The sequence below is a fragment of the Phenylobacterium sp. genome (genome assembly GCF_016793285.1).
In the GTDB taxonomy this organism is placed as follows: domain Bacteria; phylum Pseudomonadota; class Alphaproteobacteria; order Caulobacterales; family Caulobacteraceae; genus Phenylobacterium.
In genome coordinates, this window is sequence record NZ_JAEUMO010000010.1 from 39708 (window position 1) to 66078 (window position 26371).

Here is a 26371-nt window from a genome sequence, read left to right on the forward strand (position 1 = left end):
GGAGCTTCGAAGGATCTGGGCCGAAGCCCTCCGATGCCTTGGCGAAGGAGGGTCATTGGCCGTCGCTCGCCCCCTCGGCGGTGGGCTGCTCCACGGGGACGGCCTGGGCGACGTTGTGGCGGCGCTGGACGCCCAGGAACGGCGCGATGCGCTCGATCACGCGGCCGACGGCCGGCGCGGCGACCCAGCCGCCGGTGGCGTAGCCGGCGCTGCGGGCCGTGGCGTGCGGCTCGTCCATCAGGATCAGGACGAAGTAGCGCTTGTCGGCGACCCCGCCGGTGGTCGGGAAGATGGCCGCGAACGACGAGACCTGCTTGGCGTGGCTGTAGCCGCGGATCGCCGGGTCGTACTTCTCGCCGGTGCCGGTCTTGCCGCCGACGTACAGGCCCTCGATGTTCGCCGACTTGCCCGAGCCGCCGGTGACGTTGGCCCGCATGATCGACAGCATCTCGAGCGAGGTCTTCTCGGACATGACCCTGGGACCGTCGATCTGCGCGCCCGGTTCCACCTTCCGGATCGTGAGCGGGATCAACTTTCCGCCGTTCAGCACCGCGCCGTAGGCCCGCGCCAGGGCCAGCGGGCTCACGTTGATGCCGTGACCGAACGAGGTGGAGGCGACGGCGTCCTCGTTCCAGACCTTGGGCGTCAGGGGACGCGCGCTCTCGATCAGTTCGACCTTCGCCGGCGTCGTCAGGCCCAGGCCGTTGAAGTACTTGCCCATCCTCTCGGGGCCGATGCCCACGGCCAGCTTGGCGGTGCCGATGTTGGACGAATGCTGGAACACCTCGACCAGGTTCAGCACCTTCCGGGCGGCGTGGTAGTCGTGGATGGTCCGGTAGCCGAGATGGAACGGCTGGGTCGCGTCGTAGGTGGAGGTGGGCGTGGCCACCCCGGTGTCGAGGCCGATGGCGACCGTGAAGCCCTTGAACGTCGAGCCCATCTCGAAGACCGAGGCCGCGGCGCGGTTGGTCTGGGCGTAGACGCCGGCCTTGCCGGGCTTGTTGGGATCGAACACAGGCCAGCTCGCAAGGCCCAGGATCTCGCCCGTGTGGACGTCGGTCACCACGCCCACGGCGCCCTTGGGCGTGAACTCGGCCACGGCCTTCCAGAGCTCGTCCTCCAGCGCGCCCTGGACGCGCAGGTCGATGGAGAGCGGGATCGTGCCGTTGCCGGCGGCCGCCGCACGGATGTCGTCGTTGAAGGCGGCCTCGGCGCCCGACAGGCCTTCGCCGCCGGCGTCGGAGAAGCCGATGATGTGGGCCGCGCTCGGGCCCAGCGGATAGACGCGCCGCGGCTCGGGCTCGAAGGTCACGCCCGGCAGGCCCAGCTCATGCACCCTGTTGCGCTCGGCCGGGGTCAGCGCGCCCAGGACGAAGATGCGGCGGTGGCCGCGCAGCGCCCGCTCCAGCCGCTCGGCTTCGAGGTCGGGCAGGATCGCCAGCAGCGAACGGCGGGTCTCGGCCTGGTCCCAGATTTCGCGCGGATCGATGTAGAGGCCGTAGTGCGTGAGATCGCGGGCCAGCAACTGGCCGTTGCGGTCGACGAGGTCGGCGCGCGAGGCGCCGACCGGCGCGATCATGCCGCTGGTCCTGGCCGCATCCGAGAACAGGGCCGCGCGGGTCGCGCCGACCGCCACGGTCAGGAAGCCCAGGCCGAACAGCACCATCACGAAGAAGATGCGCAGGCGGGTGTCGTCCTCGGCGCGGCCCGAGGCGCGGGCGCGCTCGAAGGCATGCTCGAGGCCCCACATGCGCTCGGCGAGCCAGCGCGGCAGGCCCCAGCGGCCGAACGCCTGCTGATCGAGGCTCATCGCGCCGCTCCGGCGGCCGGCGTGGCGACGACCGGCGCGGCCTGCGCCACGCGCACGGGGTTGGCCTCCGGCGGCGGCGGCGGCGGGACGCCGGGGACGTGGTTGCCGCCGTCGACCATGGCGGCGACGGCCGACGGGGCCTTGGACGCCGGCGCAGGGCCGGCCTTGGCCAGCCCCGGAAGCTCGTCGGCGCGCGCCTCGCGGTTGGCCGGCACGGTCTCCATCTTCAGGTAGGTGGCCGCCAGCCGCTCGATGCGGCCGGGCTGTTCCAGGTGGGCCACCTCGGCCTGCAACAGGCGGATGCGCGACCTCTCGGTCCTGATCTCGCGTTCGACGGAGGCGATCTCGGCGCGCTCGCGGCCGGCCATCGTCTTGGCCAGATAGACGCCCAGGATCAGGGCGATCAGGAAGCCGACCCCGATCAGGTCGAGCAGCCGGAAACCCCGGACCTTCTTCGAAAACACGCTCATCCTCCTACGCTCCTTCCGGAGCTGCGAAGGACAGGCGCCGCCCCCTGCCCCGCGTAGCCCTGGCGAAGCAGGGTCCAGGCCGGAGCGTCGGTTCGCACCGCCGCTCTCAGCTTCGCCGAGCGGGCGCGGGGATTGGCCGCCACCTCCGCTTCCGACGGGCCTTGAGCGCCGTTGAAGAGCAGGCGGAAGCTGGGCGCGGGTCCTTGCGCCACCGGCGGCGCATGACGCGACCCGGAAGGCGTCCGCCCCGCCCGCTCGCCCAGGAACGTCTTCACGATTCTGTCTTCGAGCGAATGGAACGTGACGACGCAGAGCCGCCCGCCGGCCTTCAGGACGCGTTCGGCGGCGGCGAGGCCCGCCTCCAGCTCGCCCAGTTCGTCGTTCACCGCGATGCGCAGGCCTTGGAAGGTGCGGGTGGCGGGATGGATCTTGGCGCCCCGGCGGCCGCCCAGCGCCTGCTCGACGAACTCGGCCAGCTCCACGGTGCGGGTGAAGGCCTGCTCGGCCCGGCGCCTGACGATGGCGCGGGCGATGCGGCGGCTTTCGCGCTCCTCCCCGTAGACGAAGATGATGCGGGCCAGCTCGTCCTGCTCGGCCGTATTGACCAGGTCCGCCGCGCTCGGACCGTCGCCGCCCATGCGCATGTCGAGCGGCCCGTCGGCCATGAACGAGAAGCCGCGCGCGGCCTCGTCCAACTGCATCGAGGACACCCCGAGGTCGAGGGCCACGCCATCGGCATGGCCCTCGCCGAGGACCGCGTCCATTTCCGAGAATTTCGCTTCCACCAGTCTGAAGCGGTCTTCCGGAAATCCCGCGGCGAAGCGACGGACCGTAGGGTCGCGGTCAAAGGCCACGACCTTCGCGCCTGTCGCCAGGATCGCGCGGGTGTAGCCACCCGCGCCGAAGGTGCCGTCCACGATCACGTCGCCGGGCTTGGCGGCGAGATGCTCGACCGTTTCGTCGAGCAGGACGGAGATATGAGGTTTGCCCGGGCTGGTCTTGGAAGGGGCGCTCATGCGCCGCCCCCCAGCCGCGCGGCGCGCTGGCGCACACGCATGTCGGCCAGGCCGGTGCGGGCGCGCTCGCGGTCGGCGTCGCGCTGGGCGCGATAGGCGTCGCGCTCCCAGATCTCGAAGCGGTCGCGCAGACCGACGACGGCGACCCAGTCGCCGATGCCGTACTGGTCGCAGAGCCCTTCGGGCAGGGTGATGCGCCCGGCGGTGTCGAAGGAGAGCTTCTGCATCTCGCCGAAGACGTTGCGTTCGATGGAATCCCGCAGCTCGTCGCCGAACTCCAGTTCGTCGGCCATCGCGCCATAGCGGTCGAACAGGGCCTGACCGCCGCCTTCGATGCAGTTGGAGCGAATGGAGGGGAAGACGAAGACACCGTCCGCCGAGAGCGTGGCGCGGTACTCCTGCGGCACGACGATGCGCCGCTTTGCGTCAAGCTGCTTCTCGAACGTCGAGAGAAACATCCCTCTGAACCAGCCCCCTGCCCTTCAGCGGCCTCTGGAACCCGCGCCCGACCCCGCGTTCCGACCGACGAATTGCAATTGGGTTAACATGGGACTGAGTGGGTTTCAATGACACCAGATGACTATTTGAGCCAAAACAGAGGTGTCCAACGGTCTCATGGTTAATTCGCAAGAGTTATCCACAGAACATACTTGGAACATCTTTGGCGCGGAGCGGGGGGAGGCAAGGTCGGGAAAGAGATCAGACGGCCTGTAAGCCGGGTTCTGTCCGCACCCTCTCCTCGCGAAGGAGGCGCGTGACGGTCATTCCTCTGGACCGGCCGTTGCCGGCCGGTTCTCGCGACCTACCCGGATCCCTGGGCCGGCGACGGCCCTGCCCTTCCCGCTCCGAAGAATGGGAGAGGACGCGGGATCCCTATTCGGTCTTGCTCCTGGCGGGGCTTGCCATGCGGCCCCTGTCACCAGCGGCCCGGTGGGCTCTTACCCCACCCTTTCACCCTTCCCTCCGCCGAGGCGAAGGAGGTCTGCTCTCTGTGGCGCTATCCCTGGGGTCACCCCCGGTGGGCGTTACCCACCGCCATGTCGTCGTGGAGCCCGGACTTTCCTCGACGCCCGAAAGCGCCGCGACCGCCCGGCCGTCTGATCCACGGGCGACTTAGCACTTCCCTCGCCATTAAGGGAGGGAAGAGAGCCGCAGCAGCGCGATCAGCCGCGCGCGCGTCTCGCCGTCCGCCAGGCCGTCCACCCGCGCCTGTCGCCAGTGCCGCTGGAAGGCCCGGACCACCGCGGCGGTGTCGGCGTCGAACCGGCCCGAGGGCGGGAGGTCGTAGCCGAGGCGGGTGAAGCCGGCCTGCAGGGCGAAGACGGCGGCGCCCTCCTCGCCCTCTCCGATCGGGGCGCCGGGCGCGGGCGGGGCCTCGGCCCAGAGTCCGTGGCCGGCCTCGGCGAGGCGCTTCCAGGGGAAGAGTTCGCCGGGGTCTTCCTTGCGCGCAGGCGCGACGTCGGCGTGGCCGACGATGTCGCGGTCCTCGATGGCCCAGCGGGTGCGGATGTCGCCCACGAGCTCGGTCACGGCGGCGACCTGGGCGTCCGGGAACGCGCGGTAGCCGAACTCGTGGCCGGGGTTCACGATCTCGATGCCGATGGAGTCGCCGTTGACGTTCCTGCGGCCGCGCCAGAACGAGACGCCCGCGTGCCATGCACGCCGCTCCTCGGCCACCAGGCTGAAGACGCGCCCGTCCTCCTCGACCACGTAGTGCGAACTGACCCGCGCATCGGGGTCGCGCAGGCGCGCGATGGCCTCTTCGCCCGATCTCATCCCGGTGTAGTGCAGCACCAGGATCGAGGGCGGCGTCGTGCGCGCGTCGAAGTTCGGCGACGGGGCCGGGATCACATCCATCACGCGCGATTCCGCATGGCGAGCAGCATGGCCATCACCTGACTGCCCCGCAGGGCGATGATCAAGACGCCGGCGAGCGCCAGCGCGCTGCCGACGAGGAGCCGCGGCCCGAACGGGTCGTCCAGGACGAGGACGCCGAGCGCGATGGTCTCCAGCGGCGTCACCAGGATCAGCGCCGAGATCAGGTTGGCCTCGTACTTCTGCAGCATCGTCACGTAGAGCGTATGCGCGCCCACCGAGACGATGAAGGCCGAGAACGCCACTGCGGCCAGGAACGGCCAGCCGGCGTGCAGCGCGATCTCCACCTGCCCGGGCTCGAAGATCGCCGAGAGCGCGGCCATCGGCGCCAGCGACACCAGCCCCACCCAGGCCTGGAAGGTGATGGGCCGCATGTCCTCCATCTGCTTGGTCAGGATGACGCCCACCGACGACATCAGCGTCGCGCCGGCGATCAGCATCAGCCCGGTGGAGAGGGCGAAGCCGTGCGGGTCGTACATCACGGTCAGCACGCCGGCGAAGGTGAGGGCGATGCCCAGCCCGCGCCGCCAGCGCACGCGCTCGCCCAGGAACATCATCGACAGGATCAGCGTCATCGGCATGCCGAGCTGCAGCACCACCGCCGCGGCCGACGGCGTGGAGTACTTCAGCCCCACGAACATCAGGCCGAAGTTGCCGCCCCCCATCAGGAAGGCGGTGAGGATCAGCCGCCACGTCGGCTTCGGCGCCGGCCGCAGGAAGGGGATCAGGCAGGCCGCCACGATCAGGAACCGGCACGCCGCATAGAACAGCGGCGGCACGTCCAGCGTGCTCACCACATACTTCGACACGATGTTGTTCACCGCCCAGACCAGGCACATGGCCATGAGCAGGGCGAAGTCGCGGAGGGCCATCGCGCTCCCGGTTAGGGCGCCCCGGCCCTGCCCCGCAACCGCGGGCTGACGTCATGTCCGCGCAAAGCCGGCGATGTCGGCGCTCATCCGCGGCGGCGCGTGAAGCGCAGCGCCGTCAGGGTGTCGGAAAATCCCACTACCTTGTTGTCGACGAGGCCGAAGGCCTTGGCCGCGGCCATGACCTCGACGTCCCTGACAGTGGCGGCCTTGCCCTTGCGCGAGACGACCCAGAGCGCGCCCCTCTCCGCCAGCGCCGGCACGAGCTCGCCGAGGCGGGCCAGTTCGCCCGCGCTGTCGGCGGCGTAGAACAGGAGGTCCAGGGCTTCGAGGTCGTTCACGAGCGCCGCGTCGCGCGCGGCCAGCTCGCCGGCAAAGGCGTGGTCGGCGACGCCCAGGACGGCGACGCGCATGCCCGCCTTCACGCCGATCTTGTCGAGCCGCCCCCTGGGATTGGCGATCGCGTCGGCCCAGTTCGCGGCCGCCTTCTCGCCGAGCGTGAAGCGGGCGCCGTCCGTCAGCACGAGGTCGGGGCCTTCGGCGCGGACCCCCTTGAGCGCCTCGGCGTCCCACACGCGCCGTTCGCGCCCGCGGAACAGCAGCTTCGGCGCCTCGTACTGCAACCGGCCTTCATCGGGGCCGTCGGCGAACCGCGCGGCGACCTGTGCGTCCTTGCCCATGGCGAAGGTGTGCCGCGCAGGGGTCGTTCGGACAACCCGAACTTCCCCACCCCACCAGAACGTCATCCCGCGGCTTGTCCGCGGGACCCATACGCGCGGACATGGCAGAAGGCCCGCGAGCGTCGCCGCCGCGGGCCTCCGGAATCTCGCCATTCATGGGTCCCGCGGACAAGCCGCGGGATGACGTTCCTGTCGGAGGATCAGGCCGCCGCGCCCAGGCTCAAGAACTCGTAGCGGGCCAGGTGATGGTCGACCGAGCCGAACGCCGTCTCGATCATGGTGGCGCGCTTGAAGTAGTGGCCGATGGCCATCTCGTCGGTCATGCCCATGCCGCCGTGCAACTGGATGGCGTTCTGGCCCACGAAGCGGCAGGCCTTGCCGATCTGCACCTTGGCGGCCGAGGCGGCCTTCGCGCGCTCGGCGTCGTCGGTGACCTTGATGTTGGCCATGTAGGTCATCGACACGGCCTGCTCGACGTTGATGAACATGTCGACCATGCGGTGCTGCAGCACCTGGAACGAGCTGATCGGCTGGCCGAACTGCTTGCGCTGCTTGGTGTACTCCAGCGTGCCCTCGTGCAGCTTGCGCAGCACGCCGCAGGCCTCGGCGCAGGTGGCGGCGATGGCCTCGTCCACCACCTTCTCGACCAGCGGCAGGCCGTTGTCGGCCGGGCCGATCAGGGCGTCGGCGCCCAGGCTCACGTTCTCGAAGTAGACCTCCGAGGCGCGCAGGCCGTCGACGGTCGGGTAGTCGCGCGTGGTCACGCCCTTGGCGCCCTTCTCGACCAGGAACACCGAGATGCCCTGCGCGTCACGCGGGCCGCCGGCGGTGCGGGCGGTGACGATCAGGTGGGTGGCGAACGGCGCGCCGATCACCACCGCCTTGTGGCCGTTCAGGACCCAGCCCGCGCCGTCCTTCTTCGCCGTGGTCTCCAGGGCGGCCAGGTTGTAGCGGCCCTTCGGCTCGGCGTAGGCGAAGGCGAAGATGTTGGTCCCGCCGATGATGCCGCCGATCAGGTCGGCCGCGCCGGCATGGCCCGAGTGCTTCAGGAAGCCGCCGCCGATCACCACGGTGCCGAGGTAGGGCTCGACGACCAGCGCCTTACCGAATTCCTCCATGACGACCATGTTGTCGATGGCGCCGCCGCCCAGGCCGCCCAGCTCCTCCGAGAACGGCGCACCCAGGATGCCCAGCTCCTCGGCGAAGGCCTTCCAGACCTCGGGCCGCCAGCCGGGCTCCTTGGTCACGACGGCGCGGCGCTTGTCGAAGTCGTAGTGGTCGGCGAGATACGCCGCCACCGTGTCGCGCAGCATCGACTGTTCTTCGGTGAAGCTGAAATCCACGGTGGTCTACTCCTTCTGCCCCCCTCCCCCTTGCGGGGAGGGGCTGGGGGTGGGGGTGTCGGCGCTGAGCCGCTCGAAGATGATGCGGACGATGTCCTCGGGATGCTCGCTGTTCCGGAACCGCATAACGCGATAACCGCGGGCCGTCAGCCAAGCCTCTCGTTCCAAGTCCTTCGCCGCTACGGAAGGCAAGTCGTGGATGCCGCCATCCAGCTCGACGATCAGTCGGGCGGAGTGGCAGGCGAAGTCGGCGATGTAGGGCCCGAACGGCGCCTGTCGCCGGAAGTGAAGGTCGGTCTTGCGGAGCACCTGCCAGAGATCGCGTTCGGCGTAGGTTGGCGTGCGCCGCATCCGACGCGCGGAACGGTCCGCGCGGTCGGATCGGTGAATCGCTCCTGGCGTTCGCTCCAAATCTCCCCTCCCCCTTGCGGGGACCGGGGGTGGGGGTGCTGCCCCCACCTCACCGTAGACACCCCCACCCCTAGCCCCTCCCCGCAAGGGGGAGGGGAACCGACTGCCCTAAAGCCCCAGCACCATCTTGGCGATGATGTTGCGCTGGATCTCGTTGGAGCCGCCGTAGATCGAGGTCTTGCGGCCGTTGAACATCTCGCCCGCCAGGCCGTCGGCGTAGTCGGGGCCCACGGTGGCGTTCGAGCCCGACAGGTCGCGCAGGAACGGCGCGCCGTAGTGGCCCACGGCCTCCAGGGCCAGCTCCTGCAGGCGCTGCTGGATCTCGGTGCCCTTGATCTTGAGGATCGAGCTCTCCGGGCCGGGGCCCTTGCCGCTCGACTCGCCCGCCAGGGTGCGCAGTTCGGTGAACTCCAGCGCCGTCAGGTCGATCTCCAACTCGGCCACCTTGCGGCGGAAGAAGGAGTCGCTGAGCAGGGCGCTGCCCGTGTCCGACCGCTCGGTGTTGGCGATGGTCCGCAGCTTCTCGAGGTTGCGCTTCGAGCGCGCCACGCCGGCGATGCCGCTGCGCTCGTGCGCCAGCAGCGCCTTGGCGCAGGTCCAGCCCTGGTTCTCGTGGAAGATGCGGTTCTCGACCGGCACCTTCACGTTGTCGAGGAAGACGTCGTTCACCTCGTGGCCGCCCTCGAGCGTGATGATCGGCCGGACCTCGATGCCCGGCGTCTTCATGTCGATCAGCAGGAACGAGATGCCCGACTGCGGCTTGGCGTCGGGATCGGTGCGGACCAGGAAGAAGCCCCAGTCGGCGTGCTGGCCCAGCGTCGTCCACGTCTTCTGGCCGTTGACGATGTAGTACTCCTTGCCGTCGTCGGCGGTGATCCGCTCGGCCTTGGTCTTCAGGCTGGCCAGGTCCGACCCGGCGCCCGGCTCGGAGTAGCCCTGACACCACCAGACGTCGCCGTTGTAGATGTCGGGCAGGAACGTCTTCTTCTGCTCGTCGGTGCCGAACGTGTAGATCACCGGCGCCAGCATCGACATGCCGAACGGCAGGATCGGCAGGCAGTCGGCGCGCGCGGTCTCTTCCGACCAGATGTACTTCTGCGTGGGCGTCCAGCCCGTGCCGCCCAGTTCCTTCGGCCAGCCCGGCGCGACCCAGCCCTTCTTGGCCAGGATCTTGTGCCACATCAGGTACTCGTCCTTGGTCAGCGGACGGCCCTCGTCCTGCGCCTTGCGCAGCGCAGCCGGGTAGTTCTCCTTGATGAAGGTCCGGACCTCTTCGCGGAAGGTGTTCTCTTCCGGGGTGAAATCGAGGTTCATGGCCGTCCTCCGTCAGGGCGTGCAGCTTACGCCGTATCGGACCGACCCTATACGCAAGGCAGTGGCGCTGCGAAAGATGACGCTTGCGTCAACGTCAGCGGAAGCCGGGTTTCCCAGACGCCCGCGCGCTGGAGTCAGCGGCGCGGCAAGCGGAATCGAATGGGAATTCGCACCACGCCGCCGTCGACCTTCTGACCATCCTTGTCCAACGGATGCATCCGGAAGAGCACGGACATCCGAACCGCCGCTTCGCCGAAGCCCACACCGACTGGCGCCTCGGAAAGCACCTGGCAGTCATGAAGCATGCCGCCGGCGTCGACGACGCAGGCGATCGTCGCCGACCCTTCTATTCCGCGTCTCTGCGCGGCGGCCGGGTAGAAGCGAAGCGGACTGCCGCCCCGCTCGACCCGGCGCCAGTCCGGGTTGGCGATCTCACGGCCTGCCGACGAGGCGGTAGCCTCGACGGGCGCCACGGCCTGCAGCATCGCGGCGAGCGCCAACGCGACCATGGCCTCGCGTCCTCCCTCAGTTCCCCGTCCCGCGCGTCGGCGGCGGGGCGGAGGAGAAGCGGATCGGGATGCGCACCTTGCGGCCGGCCACCTTCAGGCCGAAGGCGTCGGCCTCGTCGGCGCGGAACTTCGGCATCAGCGTCAGCGCCGCCGCACCGAAGCCCCGGCCGGCGGGATCCTCGCTGAGCACCGTGCAGGCGCCGAGCGGCCCGCGGCCCTCCATCTGGCATTCGACGACCACGTTGCCCACCTCGCCGCTCTTCTTCGCGGCCGGCGGGTAGGCGCGGTAGACGTCCTGGATCGTCGGGCGGTCGTGCCAGATCGGCCGCGTCACCACGTCGGGCGACGCCATGGCGCCGGACGCATCGGTGAAGACGAGCGGAAGCACGATCCGGCCTTGCCGGCGCGCGGTCGGCAACGGCGGCAGGGTGACGTCCTCGGCGAGCTTCAGCGCCACCTCCTGCGCCTTCGCCGTGCTCGCGCCGCGCGCGAAGCAGTTGTCGAGGTGCAGGTCCCTGTAGCGGCAGTCCAGCTCCACGATCTCGGCCTTCACCTCGGGACTCCGCGCGGCGACCGGCGTGGCGCGGAGGTTGGCCGGTATGATGAACATGATCGGGATCCGAACGACGCCGCCCGCCACCGGGCGACCGTCCTTCGTGAGCGGCCGCATGCGGAACACGTCGGCCATGGCGAGGGCCGCCTCCTCGAAGCCCGCGCCTTCCGGATTGGCCGAGGTCGCGCGGCACCCGGTAAGCCGCCCATCGACGGCCACGTCGCAGGAGATCGTGGCGCGCCCGGCCAGGTCGTCCTTCAACGCGGCCTTGGGATAGAGCCGGCCGACGTCCTGGCCGCTCGGACGGCGCTGCCAGTCCGGGTTGGTGATGATCGACGGCGCGGCCGGGGCGGCGGGCGCCGTGGCCTGCATCAGGGCGGCCGCAAGGACGGAACTCAACATGACCCTGCCCTATCTGTTCGCGCGGAGCTCGACGACCATCAGCACCCGCGTGCCGGCCTTGATGTTGGCGGGGGCCTTGGCGCGCAGCGCCACCGGGCCGGCGACGGCGAACAGGTTGGTGCCCGCCGGCCGCGCGTCGACCACCACGCAGTTGTCGAGCGCGCGGTCCTCGCGGACGCGGCAGTTGAACGCGACGTTCCCGACGCGGCCTTCGTCGTCGTACATCACGGCGGTCTCGAGCTTGGCCCTGGTGGGGTTCAGCCAGCGGATCGGGAAGCGGACGTTGCGGCCCACCGTGCTGGCGCCCGACGGGCTCCTGAGCGGCAACTGGAACTTGTCGGCCACCGCCAGCCCCGCCGCGCCGAAGCCCGGGGCCGTCTCGTTGATGGTCACGCAGTCGCCGAGCGCGCCCGTGGCGCCCACGGTGCATTCGATGGTGGCCGAGCCGGCGAAATTGGCGGCCAGCGCCTCGGGCGGGTAGGCCTTGGTCATGTCCTCGGCCGTGGGCGTCCGGCTCCAGGGCGGCAGGTCGGCCGTGGACGGCGCCGGGCGCTGGGCCGCAGCGGCGCCTTGCAGGAACAGGACCGCGACAAGGGCTGCGCTCATCGTTCTCCCCCGGATGACAAACCAGCGCCCGGGAAACTGAACCCTGAGGATGGGAGTTGGCAACCTTGCCCCCGTTTTCATTGCCTCTGCGGCCCCGAGCCGCCACAACCCCCGCTTCCATGCCCCGTATCGTGACCTACAACGTCCACCGCTGCGTCGGAAACGACCGCCGCCTCGACGTGGGCCGCGTCGCCGCCGTGCTGGCGGCGCTCGACCCCGACATCGTGGCGCTGCAGGAGCTGGACGTGGGCCGCCGCCGCACGGGCGGCGTCGACCAAGCGCACGAGATCGCGCGGCGCCTGGACATGGCCCACCACTTCCACCCCGCGATGCAGGTGGAGGAGGAACGCTATGGCGACGCCATCCTCACGGGCCTGCCCGAGCGGCTGGTGAAGGCCGCCGCCCTGCCCGGCTACGATCGCATCCGCGGGCTGGAGCCGCGCGGGGCGCTGTGGATCGAGGTGGAGGTCGCGGGGCGGCCGCTGCAGATCGTCAACACCCACCTGGGCCTCGTCCCGCGCGAGCAGCAGATCCAGGCGGCGCACCTGGCGGGCCCCGAGTGGCTGGAGCACCCCGAGTGCCGGGGGCCGGCGATCCTGCTGGGCGACTTCAACGCCACCGCGAGCTCCCTCGTCTACCGCACCCTGACCCGGCGCCTGCGGCCGGCCCGCACGCTCGCGCGGCGCCGACAGCCGACGTCGACCTTCCCCTCGCCGCTGCCGGTGCTGCGCATCGACCACCACTTCGTGAGCCCCGGCATCCGGGTGGACGACGTCTTCGCGCCCTTCGACCCGCTGAGCCGTGTGGCCTCCGACCACCTGCCCCTGGTGATGGACTTCGACCTCGCGCCCTCGGGCTGAGCGCCGAAGGCTCTGGTCTAGCGTGGCCGCGTGGTGAGTTCGCGCGCCTGGCCGAACAGGCGGTCGCGCCGGCGGAACGGCCGCCAGGCGTCGCTGGGGTCGGACGGGTCGCCCAGGTGCAGGTTGGCGAAGAACTCCTGCATCGCGCTGCCGCGCCGGGGATCCACGGGCTTGAGGCGGCCGCCGCGGTTGAGGTGGTCGATGGCGGCGCAGAGCCCGCCGCGTTCCCGGCGCGTCTTGGAGACCATGTCGCCGGTCACGCCCATGAAATGGCCCACGAGCCGGTCGCGGAAGGCGCCGACCGCCAGGCGCGCCTCGTCCTCGTCGGCCTCGACGGCGAGCTCCAGTTCGCTGTCGTAGCCGATCGAGCGGTTGTTCAGGTTGGCCGAGCCGATCCGCACGATCCGATCGTCGAAGATGCTGGTCTTGGAGTGGACGATGATCTTCGAGCCGGCCGGCGTCGTCGGGTAGAGCGCACGGAAGCGGCCGAACACGTCGGCCACCCGCAGCCGCCACACCATCGCGCCCCGGGCGTGGTCCATGGTGAGCCGGTCGAACCAGCTCGGCGACTGGCCGGTGGCGACGAGCACGATGTCGGGGCCGTCCGGATCGCCCAGCCGCCGCGCCAGCGCCTCGGTGACGACCGGCGACGTGAAGTACTGGTTCTCCAGGTAGATGGTCTCCTTCGCCTCGGCGATGCAGCGCAGGGCCAGCCGGCCGATCTCCTCGATCCGCCCTTCGCCGCCCCAGGCCGGGCGGGTGCGCGCGATCGACACCTGCGGGTGCAGGAGCGACGGCGGCACGCGGTCGGGCCAGGGGTCGCCGCCGGCGTCCTCGGGCGGCGCCAGGACCTCGTCCACGCCGAAGCGCCACCGCTCGCGGAAGTGGTCGCCCAGCGCGCGCGCCGCGGCGCCGTCGACCATCATCATCACCTCGTGCCGCGGCGCGTGGCACTCCTGGTCGGGCATGATGCGCCGCATGTCCTGCTCGAGATGGCCGGGCGTGTCCCAGCGGTCGACGGCGATGTCGCCGCCGCCCACGAACGCCAGCCGGTCGTCGATGATGACCGCCTTCTGGTGGTGGCAGGCGCCCAGGGGGATCTGGTCGTCCAGGCGGAACTTGACGGGCGTGTTCCGGAACCACTTGCGCGCCTTGTGCGGGAAGAACTCCTGCGTCGCGCTGATGGGCAGCGCCGACTTCCAGATCAGCAGGCGCACATCCACTTCCGGTCGCTCGCACGCGATCCGCAGGAGCACCCGGCCCACCTCGTCCGCGTCGGCCGGGCCGTCGCGGCCGTCGGGCGTCAGGCGCGTGCGCGGGTCGAAGCCCCAGCCCAGGATCAGGATCGAGCGCCGCGCCTTCTGCAACGCCTCGGCGAGCGCGGTGAAATAGGCCTCGGTGTCGATCAGGAAGGCCGCGCGGTCGGCCCGCTCGGTCCGCCAGCAGGTCTCGCCGGGGATCAGCAGCGACATCGACAACGCCCCTCGCCTGCGGCCGCGCACACGCCGCTTCGCATCAAAGCCTATGGCCGAGCTTGGTTCCTGGCAAAAAAAGAAGCGCGCCGCTCGGGGAGCGGCGCGCCGGCGGACGAGAGCCGGTCAGTTGGGCTTGGGACTCGATGCGGGGTGTCTCGGGGACCTACTGCTTGGCCATCGCGGACGCGCCGCCCATGTAGGCCTGGCACGGGCCGGCCAGTTCGGCGGTCAGGCGCTCCTTGCGGTCGGCGCTGCGGCCTTCCTTCCTCGCCTTGGCGAACTCTTCCGAGGCACGTTCCGAGATGTAGGCGGCGCGCGTTCCGCGCTCGGCCTTGATGAAGCTGTCCAGGCTGGCCGGGTCGACGACGCCGGTGATCGACGTGGCCAGGCCCTTGCAACGGTTGGCCTTGAGGAAATCCACGTCGGTGACGCGGTCGCCGGCGACGGCCGAACCGGCGGTCAGCGCGGCGGCGGCAAGTGCGAAGGCTGCGAACTTCATAAGCGTTCTCCCTGGAAATCTGAACGAAGACTGCACGCGGCCTCGCCTCATCTCAAATGAACAAGCTGCAATAATCAGTATTCGCGCATTAATATTAAGTCATGATACATAGTTGTTACGTCGAAGCATAAACGACTTGTAATGATGCGGTCACATCGTGTCAGATGGTTGCTATGCTGAAGCTGGAACCGAAACTCGACGTGGACGGCGTGAACGCGCTCCTGCGCCGGGCCTTCCCTGACGCCGACCCTGCCCTGATGGCGAGGGTGACCGAGATCGAGCCCGGGCGGCTGCACATGATCTCGCCCTATCGCGAGGGAATCCTGCGGCCCGGCGGCGTGATCTCCGGCCCGACGCTGATGGGCGTGGCCGACAACGCCGCCTACGCGATCACGCTCGCCCACATCGGCCCGCAGTTGATGGCCGTGACCTCGCACCTGACGATGAGCTTCCTGCGCGGCGCCCAGCCGGGCGACATCCACGCCGAGTGCGAGTTGCTGCGCCTCGGCCGCCGCCTCGCGGTCTGCGACGTGCGGATGTGGAGCGAGAACCCCGACCGGCTAGCGGCCCAGGCCAACGTCACCTACGCGATCCCGGGATGAGCGGCGTGAGCGCCGCGCCGCCCGCCCCGATCAAGACCCCCTGCATCAAGGTCTGCGTGGTCGACGGCGAAAGCGGCCTCTGCCTCGGCTGCTACCGCAAGCTCGCCGAGGTGGCGCAGTGGACGCGGTTCACCGACGCCGAGCGCGAAGCGATCCTCGAGGACCTGCCCGGCCGCCGCGGCCTGATCCGCCCCGAGAAGCTCGGCCTCTTCTGAGCCACACGGTTAAGCACCGGGAAACCCTGTCGATTCACGGGTTTCCAACGCTGAGCGGGTAACCATCGCCGCACAAGACAGGCCAGAACGGCCGCTTACCAGGTGATGTTGTGGTGTCTTCTCTCGGCAGGCTCACGCTTGTCGCGGCCCTGTCCGCCGCCGCCAGCGCGGGCGCGATGGCCGCCATCGATCCGCAGCCGCTGCGCATGGCGCGGCTGGAAGCCGCCGGCTTCGCGGCCGGCCCGCCCAGGCCGGGCTCGGGCGCGGTGGCCAAGGGCTCGGACGGCCACTTCTGGGCCGACGCCGAGGTCAACGGCAAGCCGGTGCGCTTCCTGGTCGACACCGGCGCGACGGCCGTGGCGCTGACCCCCGAGGATGCGCGGCGCCTCGGCATCAGGACCGCAGAGCTGAAGCGCGGCTTCGACGTCACCACCGCCGGCGGCTCGATGCGCGCCTCGGCGGTCACGCTCGCGTCCGTGTCGGTGAACGGGGCGCGGCTGGAGAACGTGCAGGCCCTGGTCGTCGATGACGGGCTGGACGTCTCGCTGCTGGGGATGAGCTACCTGGGCCGCCTCACCCGCTTCGAGGCCACGCGCGACACGCTGCGCTTCGAGCCCTGAGGTCCGCGCCAGATTCCCGCTCGTCCCGGCGAACGCCGGGACCCGGACGGCATGACTCAGAGGCGGGCTCCACGAGTTCCGGGCCCAGCCGCTCGCCTCTTCAGACCGAAAGGGCGGTCGCCGGCACCGGCGTCCGCTTGCGGCTGTCGCCCTCGCGGACGACCGCCAGCGCCTCGTCGATCACCTCCAGGCCCGCCCCCGCCTTCACGCCCTCCACCGTGAGGATGCGGCGCCAGGTCCGCGCCCCCGGGCGGCCGTGGAACAGCCCCAGCATGTGCCGGGTCATCGCGGCGAGGTGCGTGCCGCGGGCCAGCTCCGAGGCCACGTAGCCGCGGTAGGCCTCGACGGCCGCGAACGGGTCGCCCGCGCCGCCCTCGCCGAAGATGCGGCTGTCGACCTCCGCCAGGATGGCCGGCGTGTGATAGGCGGCGCGGCCCAGCATCACGCCGTCGACGTGCTGCAGGTGCGCCTGCGCCTCGTCCAGCGAGCCCACGCCGCCGTTGATGACGATCGTCAGGTCCGGCCGCTCCCGCTTCAGCCGCCACACCAGCGGATAGTTCAGCGGCGGCACGTCGCGGTTCTCCTTCGGCGACAGCCCCTTCAGCAGCGCCTTGCGGGCATGCACGACGAAGAGGCCGACGCCGGCCTGCGCGCAGAGCTCCACCAGGCGGAACAGGCTCTCCTCGGGATCCTGCTCGTCCACGCCGATCCGGCACTTCACCGTCACCGGGACCTTCACCGCCGCCCCCATGGCCGCCATGCACTCGGCCACCAGCTGCGGCTCGCGCATCAGGCAGGCGCCGAACCGGCCCGACTGCACCCGGTCGGACGGGCAGCCGACGTTGAGGTTGATCTCGTCGTAGCCCTCGGCCTCGCCGATCCGCGCCGCCTCGGCCAGGTCCGCCGGCTCCGATCCGCCCAGTTGCAGCGCCACCGGATGCTCCTGCGGCGAGAACGCGAGCAACCGCGCACGGTCCCCGTGCAGCACCGCCCCCGTCGTCAGCATCTCCGTATAGAGCAGCGCCCGCGCCGACAGCGCCCGATGCAGGACCCGGCAATGCCGGTCCGTCCAGTCCATCATAGGGGCAATAGAAAATCTATGGTGTTGATTTTCTGGCATTTTCTCGTTACAACTCAAGTCACTAGCCGGTCCGTCGGCTACGAAAAACTACGCCAAATTACGACGTCGTTCGCAGGTTTTCTCAATCTCTCCGCACCGGATTTGCACCGAAAATGGCTTCGATCCGCAAACAGGAATCCGGCGCTTGGCGCGTCCAGGTTCGTCGCAAGGGCCGCTCCGTAAGCGAGACGTTCATCCGCTACGAAGACGCCAAGCGCTGGTCCGTCGACGCCGAGCGCCAGATCGACCGGGGCGTGAGCCCAACGATGTCGCGCATCGGCAAGCTCAAGACATTCGGCGACCTGATCGACCTCCATATCAGCGACATGGAGGAAGTCGGCAAGGCGCCTGGCCGATCGAAGGAAGCCACACTCGCCATGCTGAAGCGCCGGTTGGGATCGCTAAGCATGGTAGAGATCGACCGCGAGCGGATCGTGAAGTTCGGGCGCGAGCGGGCCAAGGAAGGCGCGGGCCCGGTGACGGTGAGCATGGATGTCGGCGTGATCAAGCTGGTCATCCAACATGCCGCGGCGGTCCACGGGCTTCCCGTCAATGTCGAGCCGGTCGATCTTGGCCGGGTCGCGTTGAAGCGGCTCGGCCTCACCGGCAAGTCCAACGAGCGGGACCGCCGGCCGACCGAGGAGGAGTTGGAGAAGCTCTTCAAGCTCTGGGATGAGAACGACAGGCAGCTGATCCCCATGTCGCGCATCGTGAAGTTCGCGATCGCCACGGCCATGCGGCAGGAGGAGATCAGCCGTGTGACCTGGGAGGACCTGAACGCGCGGACAAAGATGCTCCTGATCAGAGACCGCAAGGATCCCCGCCAAAAGAAGGGCAACGACCAGCGCATCCCCCTGCTGAAGGTGTCGGGATACGACGCTATCGAGCTGATTGAGGAGCAACGGGCCATTCGCGCCAACGAGGATGACCGCATCTTCCCCTACAACCACAAATCCGTCAGCGCGGCCTTCACCCGGGCTTGCCAGGACCTTGAGATCGAGGACCTGCATTTCCACGACATGCGGCATGAGGGAACGAGCCGGCTGTTCGAGGCTGGCTTCCGGATCGAACAGGTCGCCCTGGTCACCGGCCACAAGGACTGGAAGATGCTGCGTCGCTACACGCACATCCGCCCAGAGTCCCTGCACGATCACCTCAACCGCGTCGCCTAACCGTCCGATTCCTATCCAGTTCTACGCCAGAGCACGCTGATCGCGGCGGCCCTCTGGCGACCACACGTGAGCCTGTTCACATGGCGGCCTGTGTGGAGGTTCACATGAAGACAATCGCCATCATCAGCCAGAAGGGCGGAGCCGGGAAAACCACCCTCGCCGTCCATTTGGCCTCGGCCGCCGCGCCCGAGTTCGTCAGCCTCATCGTGGACACCGATCCCCAGGCGACCGCGAGCCGTTGGGGCGAGTGGCGCAAGGGCGCCGATCCAGAAATCATCGACTGCGGCGCGCCAACCCTGCTGGCGGGCAAGTTGAGCAAGGCCGCCGAACTCGGCGCCGAATTGGCGGTGATCGACACGCCGCCCCACGCCGACGCGATGTCGCGGCAGGCGGCGCGCCTCGCCGACCTCATCCTGGTGCCGTGCCGCCCCAAGGCGTTCGATCTGGCCGCCATCGAAGCGACCGCTGAACTGGTGAAGGCCAGCCAGAAGCCGGCATTCGTCGTGCTGATGGCGGGGCCGCCTCGGGCGCCGCTAATCTACAAGGAGGCCGCCGAGGTGATCGAGGGCTCCTTCGGCCTGCAGCTCGCGCCCGTTACCTTGCCGGAGCGTGCCGCCTTTCATCACAGCACCGCGCAAGGCCGGACCGCCGACGAGTTCGACCATGACGGAAAGGCCGCGGCCGAGATCACGGCGCTTTGGTGCTGGACACGAGAGCAGTTGAACATGTCCACGCGTGAACCTGTTCGTATGCCGGCGGCCGTCGGATGAGCCGGTTCGCTGCGATCAAGTCGGAGAAGGCTAAGCCCGCTCCCGCCCCGGCTGGGGCCGCCCCGGATCAGGAGAGTCCGACCGCGGCGAAACCGCTCGCCAGGATGGGAAAGAAGGCGGTCAGCGGCTACTTCAGTCCCGACGTCAGCCGCGGATTGCATCTGTTGGCCCTGGAGCAAGGGTCGAGCCTTCAAGCCCTCATGGGCGAGGCGTTCGACGACCTCATGCGCAAGTATGGAAAGCACCCCTTCGGGGAACGCTGAGGTCCAGCCGTCGCGGGCTGAGGCCGTTCAGCCGAACGAGCGGGACTCCTGAGGGCGAGCCGGCAGGACGCGGCCTTGGCCCGGATCGGAGGTCGAGGACTTGGCCCCGCGATCGGCCCAGGTCTGCAAGTCGTCGATCGCATAGACCACACGACCGCCGATCTTTCGGTAGGTCGGCCCGGTTCCATAGGTGCGATGCTTCTCGAGCGTTCGCCCTGAGAGGCCGAGGAAGCGCCCGGCTTCCGAGGTCCGGAGCAGGCGGGGCGGCATTGGGGCGCCTTCAAACATCGCAAGTCCTCCGCGCCATCCGGGGGTGTCCGCAACCGTGCGAAGCGAAGGACGGCATGCGACTCACCTATCCAGGCGAAGGCCCGGCGGGAAAGGCGTAAGTCTACCCGCCGCCGGGGCCGGCGGCGCTAGCTGCGGGCGAAAGCCAGGAGCGGCGCTATGTCGTGGGCGTCGGCGGCCTGCAGCGCCCGGACGTAGTCGTTCCGGGTCTTGGCGGCCTCGACCAGATTGGCCCGGCCCCAGCTGAAACGGTGGCCGCCGAGTTGCACGATCAGCAGATCCGCGGCCAAGCGGGCGTGGCGCCCGTTGCCGTTCGGGAACGGATGAATGGCGACAAGCCGGTGGTGGAACCGCACGGCGATCTCGTCGGGCGGAAAGGTCTGGTGGTCGATCCAGTAGCGGACGTCGCCCACCAGGGTGTGGAGGTCCACCGCGATGGCATGCGGCGCGACGCCGATGTTCAGCTCGGTCGTCCGCTGAACGCCGGCCCAACGCCAGACCTTCCGCAGCATCCGGCGATGCAGCGCCATCAAGAAGTCGACGTCGACGACATCGGCGCGCTTGCGCGAAAACGCCCAGCGGTCGGCCTCGGCGATGTTCTCCTGCTCGGCCTCGTTCAACTCCGCCCGCGTGGTGATGTAGGTCGGGATCAGGCCCTGCCGCCCCTCGGGGGTGAGCGGCGTGTTGGCCTCGTCATCCGTCTCGAAGAGTGGGTCGGTCACGCCGGCTCATCCCACAGGCGACTGAGGTTCCCGCGAAGCAGCTGGTCTATCAGGAGTTCGCGCTGCCGCCGCTGGTCGCCAGCCGTGAGCGCCTGGTTCTCAAGGCGCATGGTGTGGTTCACGCTCGCGATCTGCTCGTCGGCCTTGGCCTCCGCACGCTCGCGAAGCATGTCAACGAGCGGACGGTTCGGGACCATGGCGTAGACCAACTGGCAGTCCATCGCCTCGGCGGCGCGGCGCAGGCTGGCCAGGGTGACGGTCTCGTCCACCTCACCCTGCTCCAGCGCGACCACCCGCGGCTGGCTGACACCCAGCCGCCTGGCGAATTGCTTGGTGGTCAGGCCGAGCGCATCACGGATCGCTCGCAGCCAACCACGCGGCGGCCGCGCGACGGACCAGTTCCGGACCAGCGTAAGTCTCAGGTCGAGGGCGCGGGCGGCCCTGTCGGTGGCAGGCATGATAGCCTCTGCATTATCAAATCGGCTTCACGCTATAACCCATAGATGATTAACTTTCCACTGCACGATAATCCATAGATTATATTTTTTCCACACTCCAATCACCTATAGGCTATCGCGCATACAAGCCCGTCGTTTGCCACCGGGGCCGTGTTCGCATGTCAGGCCGTTCACAGGTTCACCCGTTCACACCTCAGCGGGAACGCTCGCGATCATCGCCACGTCGGCGCATCGCCTCGTTCGCCGCCCGAAGTTCCCGAGCCAGAGCCAGGCGCTGCGTATCCGACCGAGGCATGTCGCGCACGAACGCTTCAACCTTGGCGCCCAACGCCCTGTCGGCAGCATCGCCTGATTGGCCGAGCAACCGGGCTTGGGCCAGGTACAGCCCGCGAACAGTCCGCTGCCGCTCCACGATCCTCTGCTCCCAAGGCGTTCGCCCCGTCTGGCCCTGAAAGGCGGCGCCGGCCGCCTCGCGATAAGCGGTCTGCCGCACATGAGCCATCGCGCCGGCTCCGGACTCATGCCGATCCCGGATCTTCCGCAGCGGCGTCCGCTCGGCCTTTCGCGTGACACCCCTGGCGCGCCTCGGCGTCGCTTCAGCCTCAACGCCGCGGTCACGCAGCGCCTGGGCGAAGGTTTGCCGCCAGAGCTCCAAGTCGGCTTTCTTGGGGTTCAGCCGCTCGCCTGCGTGGCCACGCGAACAGATGGACAGGTGAACATGTGGACGTGGCGTATCGGTGTGCAGCGTGAACACGTAGTCGTGCCGACCTGCGAACATGTCCGCCGCGAAGGACCGCGCGGCGTCGCGCACCGCGATCTCGTTCGTGCCGGCCGGCATCGACAGGATGACAGAATGGCTGATCGGCGAGTCCTTGCGGCCGGTTTTGTCGGCGCGCGCCGCCCCGGCCCATTCGTCCGCCAGGTCCGCGACGTCGTGGCGGCTGACGAGCAGTGCGCCGTCGGCGCCCTCAAGTTCCAGCTGGCCGTTGCGCGAGATGTATTCCAGGTGCGCACGCAGATGCGCACCGTCTCGCGTGCGGCCGGTCACCTTGACCATCACCTCGGGAGCGCGAGCAACAAGACGCTCCAGCCGTGCCCGCGCGCCGCCAGGGGAAGCCGACGCCGGTCGCAGGACTGTGTGCGGCCGCACGATCCGCGGCAGCACCGGGGCACGCCAGACGTCTTCGAACCCTGGGACCGTGTGGAAGTCGGTCATGGCTCGACGGCCCAATAGGCGAGATTGCCCTCGAACGCCTCGCGCAGTGTGAACATGTGCGCACGTAGCTCTGTCCGCAGGGCGTCGAGGTAGGCCACCTCCAGGTCGAGCACCTTACCCTCCATGACCGCGGTGTTCAGCGCCCGGGCGATCTGGTTCACGTTCACGCCGATCCGCCTCACCTCGCCCTGTATGGCGAGGAGGGCGATAGCGTCGCCGGGCCGAAAGGTCGGCCTGCCGTGAAGGCGGTGACGGATGAGCGCGGCTACCCACCCGTTCGGGGTCAGCGCCATGCTGGCAGCCTCGTGCGCCAAGCCCTCGCCGTCGTCGGCGGAGAGACGCACCGTCAGCTTCAGGGGACGTGCCGGAAGCCGCCCGCCAGGCGCTGGCGACCCGGCAGCGGCCTGATCCATCAGGCGCCGCAAGGTCGGCGCTCGACCGCCCTGCCCGCCCGCAGCGGCGTCGAACCGGGCCAGCAAATCGTCGGACACCCGAAGGCTGAGATTGGCCACTGGGCCGCTCCACGTAGTGATCCGCCGCCGCGAAGGCTATCCTGCCCTAGACAGCGGCGAACTCAGACTGGCCCCTCCCCTCGGCGCTGGCGATGCGTAAGCCTACGCCCCGCCAACGCTCGCCCGCCGCCCCTTCGGGGCGCCCCAGCCGGGCCAGATTCGATAGTTGGGGCTAGGTGCGTTCTGGAACGCTCGCTGGATCGTCAGCCAACTCGATGGCGGTCTGCGCCATGTATGGCGGCGGCTCGAATGGCAGCAGGCTCATGATCCGGCCGTCCGCCTCAAGGAACTCATGCGTCGCACCCGGCAGCAGGCTAGGGTCAAGCGGAATGACAGCGTGAGGATTGTGTAGAACCACGGCGCCCTCGATCCAGCTCTCGCGGTAGTCAGGCCCGTGGACCTCTTCAGCGAATGGGCGCGGACGGGGATCAACAGGATCGTTGTCGTACCGACGAACGCCGGTCCGGACCATCCGGATGCGGCGGTCGCCAAACCCGGCGAGATAGCCAAGCCGGTTGAACTTCACCAGCGTCCCTTGTGGGTTCACGAGGACGGCGCTGATGTGCTCGCTTTTGGGGAGCCGGAAAAAGCCCGAGCGCTCCACGCGCTTGCCGAAGCGATGCTTGTCGATCCAGGCAATCTTCCGGTGGCCCTGCTCAACCCAGTGCCGCACGCCGAAGACATACTCCGTCGCCGCCGGCACGATGCTGCGCATCCATCCAGAGGCGTGGAAGTCCTGCAGCGCGATGACGAAGGGCAGGCCCGCCATTTCAGGGATTTCCCAGTACGGCTTTCGCTTGTTCAGCTTCTTCTTCAGCGCCACCGCGAGCTTGATCGGGACGTAGTTCTCCAAGTAGGCGCGCATCTCCTCCAGTGTGCGCGGCTGCTCGGGCGCGGCGCCCTGGGCTGGGTTTGCCGAGGTGGCCTCGACGCCAAGCGAGCCTGTTAGTCCGTTGAGAATGAAATCCGGCGCCTGCAGTCCGGGCTCCAGAGCGAAGCCGAGCTCGGTGAAGGTGGCGTAGAGATAGAGCTCCCAGACCCGCGCGTCGAAACCCGTTGTCTGAAACTGCTCAATGAAATTGCCGTCGGCGTCCTCGAAATATCGCATCATGGCCGCGATCATCTCGCGGGCCGGGGAGTACCGAGCGTGCTCGACCAGCAGGCGGAAGCTCGGGTGCCATCGCTCGCGCGGAGCGACCGGCGCGAAAAAGTCGACCGGCGCCGCACCGGCATCGCCTTGGTGGAAGGTTTCGTCGGCCTCGTTCTCGAGTCGCCGCATAGCCGCGATCAGATCTGCTCGGGCGGCTTCCGTGCTCGGCAGCGAGGCCTGGACCGCGACCGCCCGATAGCTGAGCGTCTCGTCACGAGCTAAAGCGATCCAGCCAAAGTCATAGTCGATCCGGTCCCAGGTCAGGATGCCAAGCACCCGCTCCGTGTCGGTGGCGAGCCAGTCGTACTCCTGCACCGCCATGAGAATGTGCGGCTGGCGGATGTAGCCCGCCAACGCGTTGAACCTACGCTCATCGAGGGGCGCGATGTTCATCGACCGCTCGCCTCGACGGTGTGCGCCAATCGCCGAGTCACTTGGACGCTGGTTTGGCGTGACGGCGAATTCTGGAGCCAGGTTTGAGCGGAGTGCCGGCGGCAGGCCTTGAGGCTGGCTTGGCCGCCGGCGTCGGCTTCACCGCCGACGCCGCAGATGCATCATCATCATCATCATCGTCATCATCGTCGACGATGAGTTTGCCCTCGTCATTGAGGTCGTCGAGGTCGAAGGCACCCACCTCATTGGCCCGGATCGCCAGGGCCTGCCACTTATTGTCGTGGACCAGCTTGGCGAGGTAAGCGCGCTTGATGACGTAGTAGGGATTGTAGATCACCGCGTAGGATAGGTCGCCCAGCGGTCCACCCTTCAAGCCGATGAAGCCCAGTTCGGCCAAGCGTTGCATGCGGTCCTTCCAGGTCCGCAGAGCGCGTTGACCCTCGAAGCCGGCGTGGAAGGCCATTTCCTCCGGGCGATTAAGGGGGATGAAGTTCTCTTCGATCCGGACCCTCGTCCAGAGCTCTAGGTAGGTGCGACTGACCGGAAAGCCTTTGCCGGACAGGTCGTCCATGATGCTCATCATCAACGGCATCAGACGAGGCAGCGCTACCCACCCGTCATTGCCCATGGCCCACAGCTCGTCCTTCGACAGGTCGGGCCACAGCTTCTTGCGGGCGTCGAGCTGCCGCCTCTGGATTGATCGTGCCTTGCCTCGCGCCATGGACGCCTACCTCCTGAAGTTAAGGCGGGCCCGGGTTTGGACGCCGGGCCCTTCGCTATCGATCTGCCCCAGGAACCGTGACGACCGAGGGTTTTTTGGAATTCGGCTGGGTTTGGACGCCAGCTAGTTCCATGACCTTCACGATGGCGTCATTGTGCTTATTGCCGGCCGACGAGTCGAATGCGTAGTTTCGGAAACTGCGCCGGAGTTTACGTGAAATCCGGCAAACTCGGATGGTGAGTTCGCTTATATCCGTCAGACTACGATGTCCAAACGGCTTTTCTACGCGAACCACTGGGCACAAGCGACTGAAAGATTACCGCAATTCGGCTCGAGCACGGTCTCACGGTTTCGGGATATCGACGTGTCGGGGTATCGGACGTGTCGCGGTATTGGGGAATTCCCAAAGGGGGGTTCGGGTCCCCGGACCGCCCCTCCCGCCATCTCCTTAAAATAGCGGAAAATGGCGGACGCCGAGGCGCCCGCCATTGTTTGGGCTAGGCAGCGACCGCCGTCTGCTGCTGATGCAGCAAGTCAGCCGCCCGCTGAGCGTGGGCGGCGGCGGTGAAGATGAACCGCCGGTCGTCCTTCAGCACCTTCAGCCAGTTGTCGATGTAGCTGGCGTGGTCGGGCCGGGGCTCAAGCTCAAGCCCAAGGTCGGCGCAGAGGAACGCCGCGCCCAGCTCGGCAACCAGCTCTTCGCGAGCGTAGCCGTCGTCGCCCCAGCGTTTGCGACCGAAGTCCCGGTCGAGCCGGGTCGGGTGACGGGTCCAGTGGGTGCATTCGTGGGCGAGGGTCGCGTAGTACGCCTCCGGGTCTTGGAAGCACTCGAACGGCGGCATCTGAATGTGGTCGGGCTGCAGGGCGTAGTAGGCCTGATTGCCGCCATGACGGATGTCGGCGCCGGTCGCCGCAAAGAAGGCGTCGGCGTGGTCGATCCGTTGGGCGACGTCGAGCTTGGGCTCAGGCACGGCGTGGAAGTGGGCGGGCAGTCCCTCCACCTGATCGACGTTGAAGACGGTGTAGGCCTTGAGGAACGGGATCGAGCGTTCAACGTCCTCGCCGCCTTCGCCCGCTTCCGTGCGGGTGATGCGGTTGGCGTAGACGACAGTCGAACCGTGCTCGCCCTTGCGGACGTGGCCTCCGAGCGCCAGCGCCTGTCGAAAAGTGATCCAGATCGGCGCCGTGTAGCCGCGGGCCACCGCTTCGGCCCAGAGCAGGATGACGTTGATGCCGCTGTAAGGCTCGCCAGTAGAGCGAAGCGGGCGGCTGATCTTCCCGGCCAGATGCTCGGCGGACCAGGGCTTGGTCCAGGGACGAACGCCGTTCTCCAGGTCGGCGATGATGGCGTTGGTGACCCGGCTATAGAGGTCTTGCTTGGAATCGGGGCGTGAGGTCTCGGACGCGCGCATCATGGCGGCCTCCTGTGGTTTGGATTTCTGGGGGGAGCGGCGCCC

The 26371-nt window shown here is 68.6% G+C and carries 31 protein-coding genes and 1 other RNA gene; 7 read left to right on the top strand and 25 right to left on the bottom strand.

The window, feature by feature from the left end:
• Positions 1-52 precede the first annotated feature (52 nt).
• The 14 genes from JNL41_RS00915 to JNL41_RS00980 all read right to left on the bottom strand — a co-directional run bounded on the left by JNL41_RS00915 (position 53) and on the right by JNL41_RS00980 (position 11858).
• A complete protein-coding gene (locus tag JNL41_RS00915) occupies positions 53-1810 on the bottom strand; it encodes a penicillin-binding protein 2 (protein ID WP_293472296.1) in 1758 nt (585 codons plus the stop codon).
• Positions 1807-2280: a cell division protein gene (locus JNL41_RS00920; RefSeq protein WP_293472298.1), complete on the bottom strand. Its 474-nt coding sequence runs from the start codon at positions 2278-2280 to the stop codon at positions 1807-1809. The genes JNL41_RS00915 and JNL41_RS00920 overlap by 4 nt, the downstream gene beginning before the upstream one ends.
• Positions 2277-3296, bottom strand: coding sequence for a 16S rRNA (cytosine(1402)-N(4))-methyltransferase RsmH (gene rsmH, locus JNL41_RS00925; protein ID WP_293472300.1), 1020 nt, complete (start codon positions 3294-3296; stop codon positions 2277-2279). The genes JNL41_RS00920 and rsmH overlap by 4 nt, the downstream gene beginning before the upstream one ends.
• Complete coding sequence (locus JNL41_RS00930) at positions 3293-3754, bottom strand: division/cell wall cluster transcriptional repressor MraZ (protein WP_293472302.1); 462 nt, start codon at positions 3752-3754, stop codon at positions 3293-3295. Before JNL41_RS00930 ends, rsmH begins: the two co-directional genes overlap by 4 nt.
• 237 nt (positions 3755-3991) lie before the next feature.
• Positions 3992-4397, bottom strand: an RNA gene (rnpB, locus tag JNL41_RS00935) — RNase P RNA component class A.
• A gap of 30 nt (positions 4398-4427) precedes the next feature.
• Entirely contained in the window at positions 4428-5153 is a 726-nt protein-coding gene (locus JNL41_RS00940) for an N-acetylmuramoyl-L-alanine amidase (protein ID WP_293472463.1), read from the bottom strand.
• A complete protein-coding gene (locus tag JNL41_RS00945) occupies positions 5153-6043 on the bottom strand; it encodes a DMT family transporter (RefSeq protein ID WP_293472304.1) in 891 nt (296 codons plus the stop codon). The genes JNL41_RS00940 and JNL41_RS00945 overlap by 1 nt, the downstream gene beginning before the upstream one ends.
• 83 nt (positions 6044-6126) lie before the next feature.
• Positions 6127-6720, bottom strand: a complete 594-nt coding sequence (locus JNL41_RS00950; protein WP_293472306.1) for a DUF3052 domain-containing protein — start codon at positions 6718-6720, stop codon at positions 6127-6129.
• Positions 6721-6920: 200 nt separating this feature from the next.
• A complete protein-coding gene (locus JNL41_RS00955; protein WP_293472307.1) occupies positions 6921-8063 on the bottom strand; it encodes an acyl-CoA dehydrogenase family protein in 1143 nt (380 codons plus the stop codon).
• Positions 8064-8069: 6 nt separating this feature from the next.
• Positions 8070-8522 carry an endonuclease domain-containing protein gene (locus JNL41_RS00960; protein WP_293472309.1) on the bottom strand — a complete coding sequence of 151 codons (453 nt, stop codon included), beginning with the start codon at positions 8520-8522 and terminating at the stop codon, positions 8070-8072.
• A 60-nt stretch (positions 8523-8582) separates the two neighbouring features.
• The gene (locus JNL41_RS00965) at positions 8583-9788 is read right to left on the bottom strand and encodes an acyl-CoA dehydrogenase family protein (protein WP_293472311.1); all 1206 of its coding nucleotides are present in this window, start codon (positions 9786-9788) and stop codon (positions 8583-8585) included.
• Positions 9789-9922: 134 nt separating this feature from the next.
• Positions 9923-10297, bottom strand: a complete 375-nt coding sequence (locus JNL41_RS00970) for an energy transducer TonB (RefSeq protein WP_293472313.1) — start codon at positions 10295-10297, stop codon at positions 9923-9925.
• A gap of 16 nt (positions 10298-10313) precedes the next feature.
• Positions 10314-11252, bottom strand: coding sequence for a TonB family protein (locus JNL41_RS00975; protein WP_293472315.1), 939 nt, complete (start codon positions 11250-11252; stop codon positions 10314-10316).
• 9 nt (positions 11253-11261) lie between these two features.
• Positions 11262-11858, bottom strand: coding sequence for a hypothetical protein (locus JNL41_RS00980; protein WP_293472317.1), 597 nt, complete (start codon positions 11856-11858; stop codon positions 11262-11264).
• Between the two features lie 119 nt (positions 11859-11977).
• Between JNL41_RS00980 and JNL41_RS00985 the strand changes: the two genes are divergently transcribed.
• A complete protein-coding gene (locus JNL41_RS00985) occupies positions 11978-12718 on the top strand; it encodes an endonuclease/exonuclease/phosphatase family protein (RefSeq protein WP_293472319.1) in 741 nt (246 codons plus the stop codon).
• A 17-nt stretch (positions 12719-12735) separates the two neighbouring features.
• Here JNL41_RS00985 and JNL41_RS00990 read toward each other — a convergent pair whose 3' ends face one another.
• Positions 12736-14190: a phospholipase D-like domain-containing protein gene (locus JNL41_RS00990; protein WP_293472321.1), complete on the bottom strand. Its 1455-nt coding sequence runs from the start codon at positions 14188-14190 to the stop codon at positions 12736-12738.
• Positions 14191-14356: 166 nt separating this feature from the next.
• Positions 14357-14692: a hypothetical protein gene (locus JNL41_RS00995; RefSeq protein WP_293472323.1), complete on the bottom strand. Its 336-nt coding sequence runs from the start codon at positions 14690-14692 to the stop codon at positions 14357-14359.
• Positions 14693-14865: 173 nt separating this feature from the next.
• Between JNL41_RS00995 and JNL41_RS01000 the strand changes: the two genes are divergently transcribed.
• The 3 genes from JNL41_RS01000 (at position 14866) to JNL41_RS01010 (ending at position 16129) form a co-directional block, all read left to right on the top strand.
• Positions 14866-15294, top strand: coding sequence for a PaaI family thioesterase (locus JNL41_RS01000; protein ID WP_293472325.1), 429 nt, complete (start codon positions 14866-14868; stop codon positions 15292-15294).
• Positions 15291-15509 (top strand): DUF1289 domain-containing protein, encoded by a 219-nt coding sequence (locus JNL41_RS01005; protein WP_293472327.1) that lies wholly within the window; start codon positions 15291-15293, stop codon positions 15507-15509. Before JNL41_RS01000 ends, JNL41_RS01005 begins: the two co-directional genes overlap by 4 nt.
• Before the next feature lie 113 nt (positions 15510-15622).
• Positions 15623-16129, top strand: coding sequence for a TIGR02281 family clan AA aspartic protease (locus JNL41_RS01010; RefSeq protein WP_293472329.1), 507 nt, complete (start codon positions 15623-15625; stop codon positions 16127-16129).
• A gap of 100 nt (positions 16130-16229) precedes the next feature.
• Here JNL41_RS01010 and dusA read toward each other — a convergent pair whose 3' ends face one another.
• On the bottom strand, positions 16230-17249 hold the full coding sequence (gene dusA, locus JNL41_RS01015; protein ID WP_293472331.1) for a tRNA dihydrouridine(20/20a) synthase DusA: 1020 nt from the start codon (positions 17247-17249) through the stop codon (positions 16230-16232).
• 113 nt (positions 17250-17362) lie between these two features.
• Between dusA and JNL41_RS01020 the strand changes: the two genes are divergently transcribed.
• From JNL41_RS01020 to JNL41_RS01030, 3 genes are all read left to right on the top strand, one after another.
• Positions 17363-18421, top strand: coding sequence for a site-specific integrase (locus JNL41_RS01020; RefSeq protein WP_293472333.1), 1059 nt, complete (start codon positions 17363-17365; stop codon positions 18419-18421).
• A gap of 104 nt (positions 18422-18525) precedes the next feature.
• A complete protein-coding gene (locus JNL41_RS01025) occupies positions 18526-19191 on the top strand; it encodes a ParA family protein (protein WP_293472335.1) in 666 nt (221 codons plus the stop codon).
• Complete coding sequence (locus JNL41_RS01030) at positions 19188-19454, top strand: ribbon-helix-helix domain-containing protein (protein ID WP_293472337.1); 267 nt, start codon at positions 19188-19190, stop codon at positions 19452-19454. Before JNL41_RS01025 ends, JNL41_RS01030 begins: the two co-directional genes overlap by 4 nt.
• 27 nt (positions 19455-19481) lie before the next feature.
• Here the strand turns inward: JNL41_RS01030 and JNL41_RS01035 are convergent, their stop codons facing one another.
• The 8 genes from JNL41_RS01035 to JNL41_RS01070 form a co-directional block, all read right to left on the bottom strand.
• Positions 19482-19724, bottom strand: coding sequence for a DNA-binding protein (locus JNL41_RS01035; protein ID WP_293472339.1), 243 nt, complete (start codon positions 19722-19724; stop codon positions 19482-19484).
• A gap of 146 nt (positions 19725-19870) precedes the next feature.
• A complete protein-coding gene (locus JNL41_RS01040) occupies positions 19871-20464 on the bottom strand; it encodes a mobile mystery protein B (RefSeq protein ID WP_293472341.1) in 594 nt (197 codons plus the stop codon).
• Entirely contained in the window at positions 20461-20922 is a 462-nt protein-coding gene (locus JNL41_RS01045) for a mobile mystery protein A (RefSeq protein ID WP_293472343.1), read from the bottom strand. The genes JNL41_RS01040 and JNL41_RS01045 overlap by 4 nt, the downstream gene beginning before the upstream one ends.
• A gap of 193 nt (positions 20923-21115) precedes the next feature.
• Positions 21116-22138, bottom strand: a complete 1023-nt coding sequence (locus JNL41_RS01050) for a relaxase/mobilization nuclease domain-containing protein (RefSeq protein WP_293472345.1) — start codon at positions 22136-22138, stop codon at positions 21116-21118.
• Complete coding sequence (mobC, locus tag JNL41_RS01055; RefSeq protein ID WP_293472347.1) at positions 22135-22650, bottom strand: plasmid mobilization relaxosome protein MobC; 516 nt, start codon at positions 22648-22650, stop codon at positions 22135-22137. The genes JNL41_RS01050 and mobC overlap by 4 nt, the downstream gene beginning before the upstream one ends.
• A gap of 172 nt (positions 22651-22822) precedes the next feature.
• A complete protein-coding gene (locus JNL41_RS01060) occupies positions 22823-24193 on the bottom strand; it encodes a hypothetical protein (RefSeq protein ID WP_293472349.1) in 1371 nt (456 codons plus the stop codon).
• A 37-nt stretch (positions 24194-24230) separates the two neighbouring features.
• Positions 24231-24914, bottom strand: a complete 684-nt coding sequence (locus JNL41_RS01065) for a hypothetical protein (RefSeq protein WP_293472351.1) — start codon at positions 24912-24914, stop codon at positions 24231-24233.
• A 497-nt stretch (positions 24915-25411) separates the two neighbouring features.
• Positions 25412-26329, bottom strand: coding sequence for a zincin-like metallopeptidase domain-containing protein (locus JNL41_RS01070; RefSeq protein WP_293472352.1), 918 nt, complete (start codon positions 26327-26329; stop codon positions 25412-25414).
• Positions 26330-26371 lie beyond the last annotated feature (42 nt).

What these genes read in the sequence shown, in the direction of transcription:
- JNL41_RS00915 (WP_293472296.1), bottom strand. Translation starts at nt 1,810, where the DNA reads ATGAGCCTCGATCAGCAGGCGTTCGGCCGCTGGGGCCTGCCGCGCTGG.
- JNL41_RS00975 (WP_293472315.1), bottom strand. Translation starts at nt 11,252, where the DNA reads ATGTTGAGTTCCGTCCTTGCGGCCGCCCTGATGCAGGCCACGGCGCCC.
- JNL41_RS00950 (WP_293472306.1), bottom strand. Translation starts at nt 6,720, where the DNA reads ATGGGCAAGGACGCACAGGTCGCCGCGCGGTTCGCCGACGGCCCCGAT.
- JNL41_RS00980 (WP_293472317.1), bottom strand. Translation starts at nt 11,858, where the DNA reads ATGAGCGCAGCCCTTGTCGCGGTCCTGTTCCTGCAAGGCGCCGCTGCG.
- JNL41_RS01060 (WP_293472349.1), bottom strand. Translation starts at nt 24,193, where the DNA reads ATGAACATCGCGCCCCTCGATGAGCGTAGGTTCAACGCGTTGGCGGGC.
- JNL41_RS01005 (WP_293472327.1), top strand. Translation starts at nt 15,291, where the DNA reads ATGAGCGGCGTGAGCGCCGCGCCGCCCGCCCCGATCAAGACCCCCTGC.
- JNL41_RS01020 (WP_293472333.1), top strand. Translation starts at nt 17,363, where the DNA reads ATGGCTTCGATCCGCAAACAGGAATCCGGCGCTTGGCGCGTCCAGGTT.
- JNL41_RS01050 (WP_293472345.1), bottom strand. Translation starts at nt 22,138, where the DNA reads ATGACCGACTTCCACACGGTCCCAGGGTTCGAAGACGTCTGGCGTGCC.
- JNL41_RS01035 (WP_293472339.1), bottom strand. Translation starts at nt 19,724, where the DNA reads ATGCCGCCCCGCCTGCTCCGGACCTCGGAAGCCGGGCGCTTCCTCGGC.
- JNL41_RS01025 (WP_293472335.1), top strand. Translation starts at nt 18,526, where the DNA reads ATGAAGACAATCGCCATCATCAGCCAGAAGGGCGGAGCCGGGAAAACC.
- JNL41_RS00920 (WP_293472298.1), bottom strand. Translation starts at nt 2,280, where the DNA reads ATGAGCGTGTTTTCGAAGAAGGTCCGGGGTTTCCGGCTGCTCGACCTG.
- JNL41_RS00945 (WP_293472304.1), bottom strand. Translation starts at nt 6,043, where the DNA reads ATGGCCCTCCGCGACTTCGCCCTGCTCATGGCCATGTGCCTGGTCTGG.
- JNL41_RS00930 (WP_293472302.1), bottom strand. Translation starts at nt 3,754, where the DNA reads ATGTTTCTCTCGACGTTCGAGAAGCAGCTTGACGCAAAGCGGCGCATC.
- JNL41_RS00990 (WP_293472321.1), bottom strand. Translation starts at nt 14,190, where the DNA reads ATGTCGCTGCTGATCCCCGGCGAGACCTGCTGGCGGACCGAGCGGGCC.
- JNL41_RS01030 (WP_293472337.1), top strand. Translation starts at nt 19,188, where the DNA reads ATGAGCCGGTTCGCTGCGATCAAGTCGGAGAAGGCTAAGCCCGCTCCC.
- JNL41_RS01000 (WP_293472325.1), top strand. Translation starts at nt 14,866, where the DNA reads ATGCTGAAGCTGGAACCGAAACTCGACGTGGACGGCGTGAACGCGCTC.
- JNL41_RS00940 (WP_293472463.1), bottom strand. Translation starts at nt 5,153, where the DNA reads ATGGATGTGATCCCGGCCCCGTCGCCGAACTTCGACGCGCGCACGACG.
- JNL41_RS01070 (WP_293472352.1), bottom strand. Translation starts at nt 26,329, where the DNA reads ATGATGCGCGCGTCCGAGACCTCACGCCCCGATTCCAAGCAAGACCTC.
- JNL41_RS00970 (WP_293472313.1), bottom strand. Translation starts at nt 10,297, where the DNA reads ATGGTCGCGTTGGCGCTCGCCGCGATGCTGCAGGCCGTGGCGCCCGTC.
- JNL41_RS00985 (WP_293472319.1), top strand. Translation starts at nt 11,978, where the DNA reads ATGCCCCGTATCGTGACCTACAACGTCCACCGCTGCGTCGGAAACGAC.
- JNL41_RS00995 (WP_293472323.1), bottom strand. Translation starts at nt 14,692, where the DNA reads ATGAAGTTCGCAGCCTTCGCACTTGCCGCCGCCGCGCTGACCGCCGGT.
- JNL41_RS01065 (WP_293472351.1), bottom strand. Translation starts at nt 24,914, where the DNA reads ATGGCGCGAGGCAAGGCACGATCAATCCAGAGGCGGCAGCTCGACGCC.
- JNL41_RS00965 (WP_293472311.1), bottom strand. Translation starts at nt 9,788, where the DNA reads ATGAACCTCGATTTCACCCCGGAAGAGAACACCTTCCGCGAAGAGGTC.
- dusA (WP_293472331.1), bottom strand. Translation starts at nt 17,249, where the DNA reads ATGCCAGAAAATCAACACCATAGATTTTCTATTGCCCCTATGATGGAC.
- JNL41_RS01045 (WP_293472343.1), bottom strand. Translation starts at nt 20,922, where the DNA reads ATGCCTGCCACCGACAGGGCCGCCCGCGCCCTCGACCTGAGACTTACG.
- rsmH (WP_293472300.1), bottom strand. Translation starts at nt 3,296, where the DNA reads ATGAGCGCCCCTTCCAAGACCAGCCCGGGCAAACCTCATATCTCCGTC.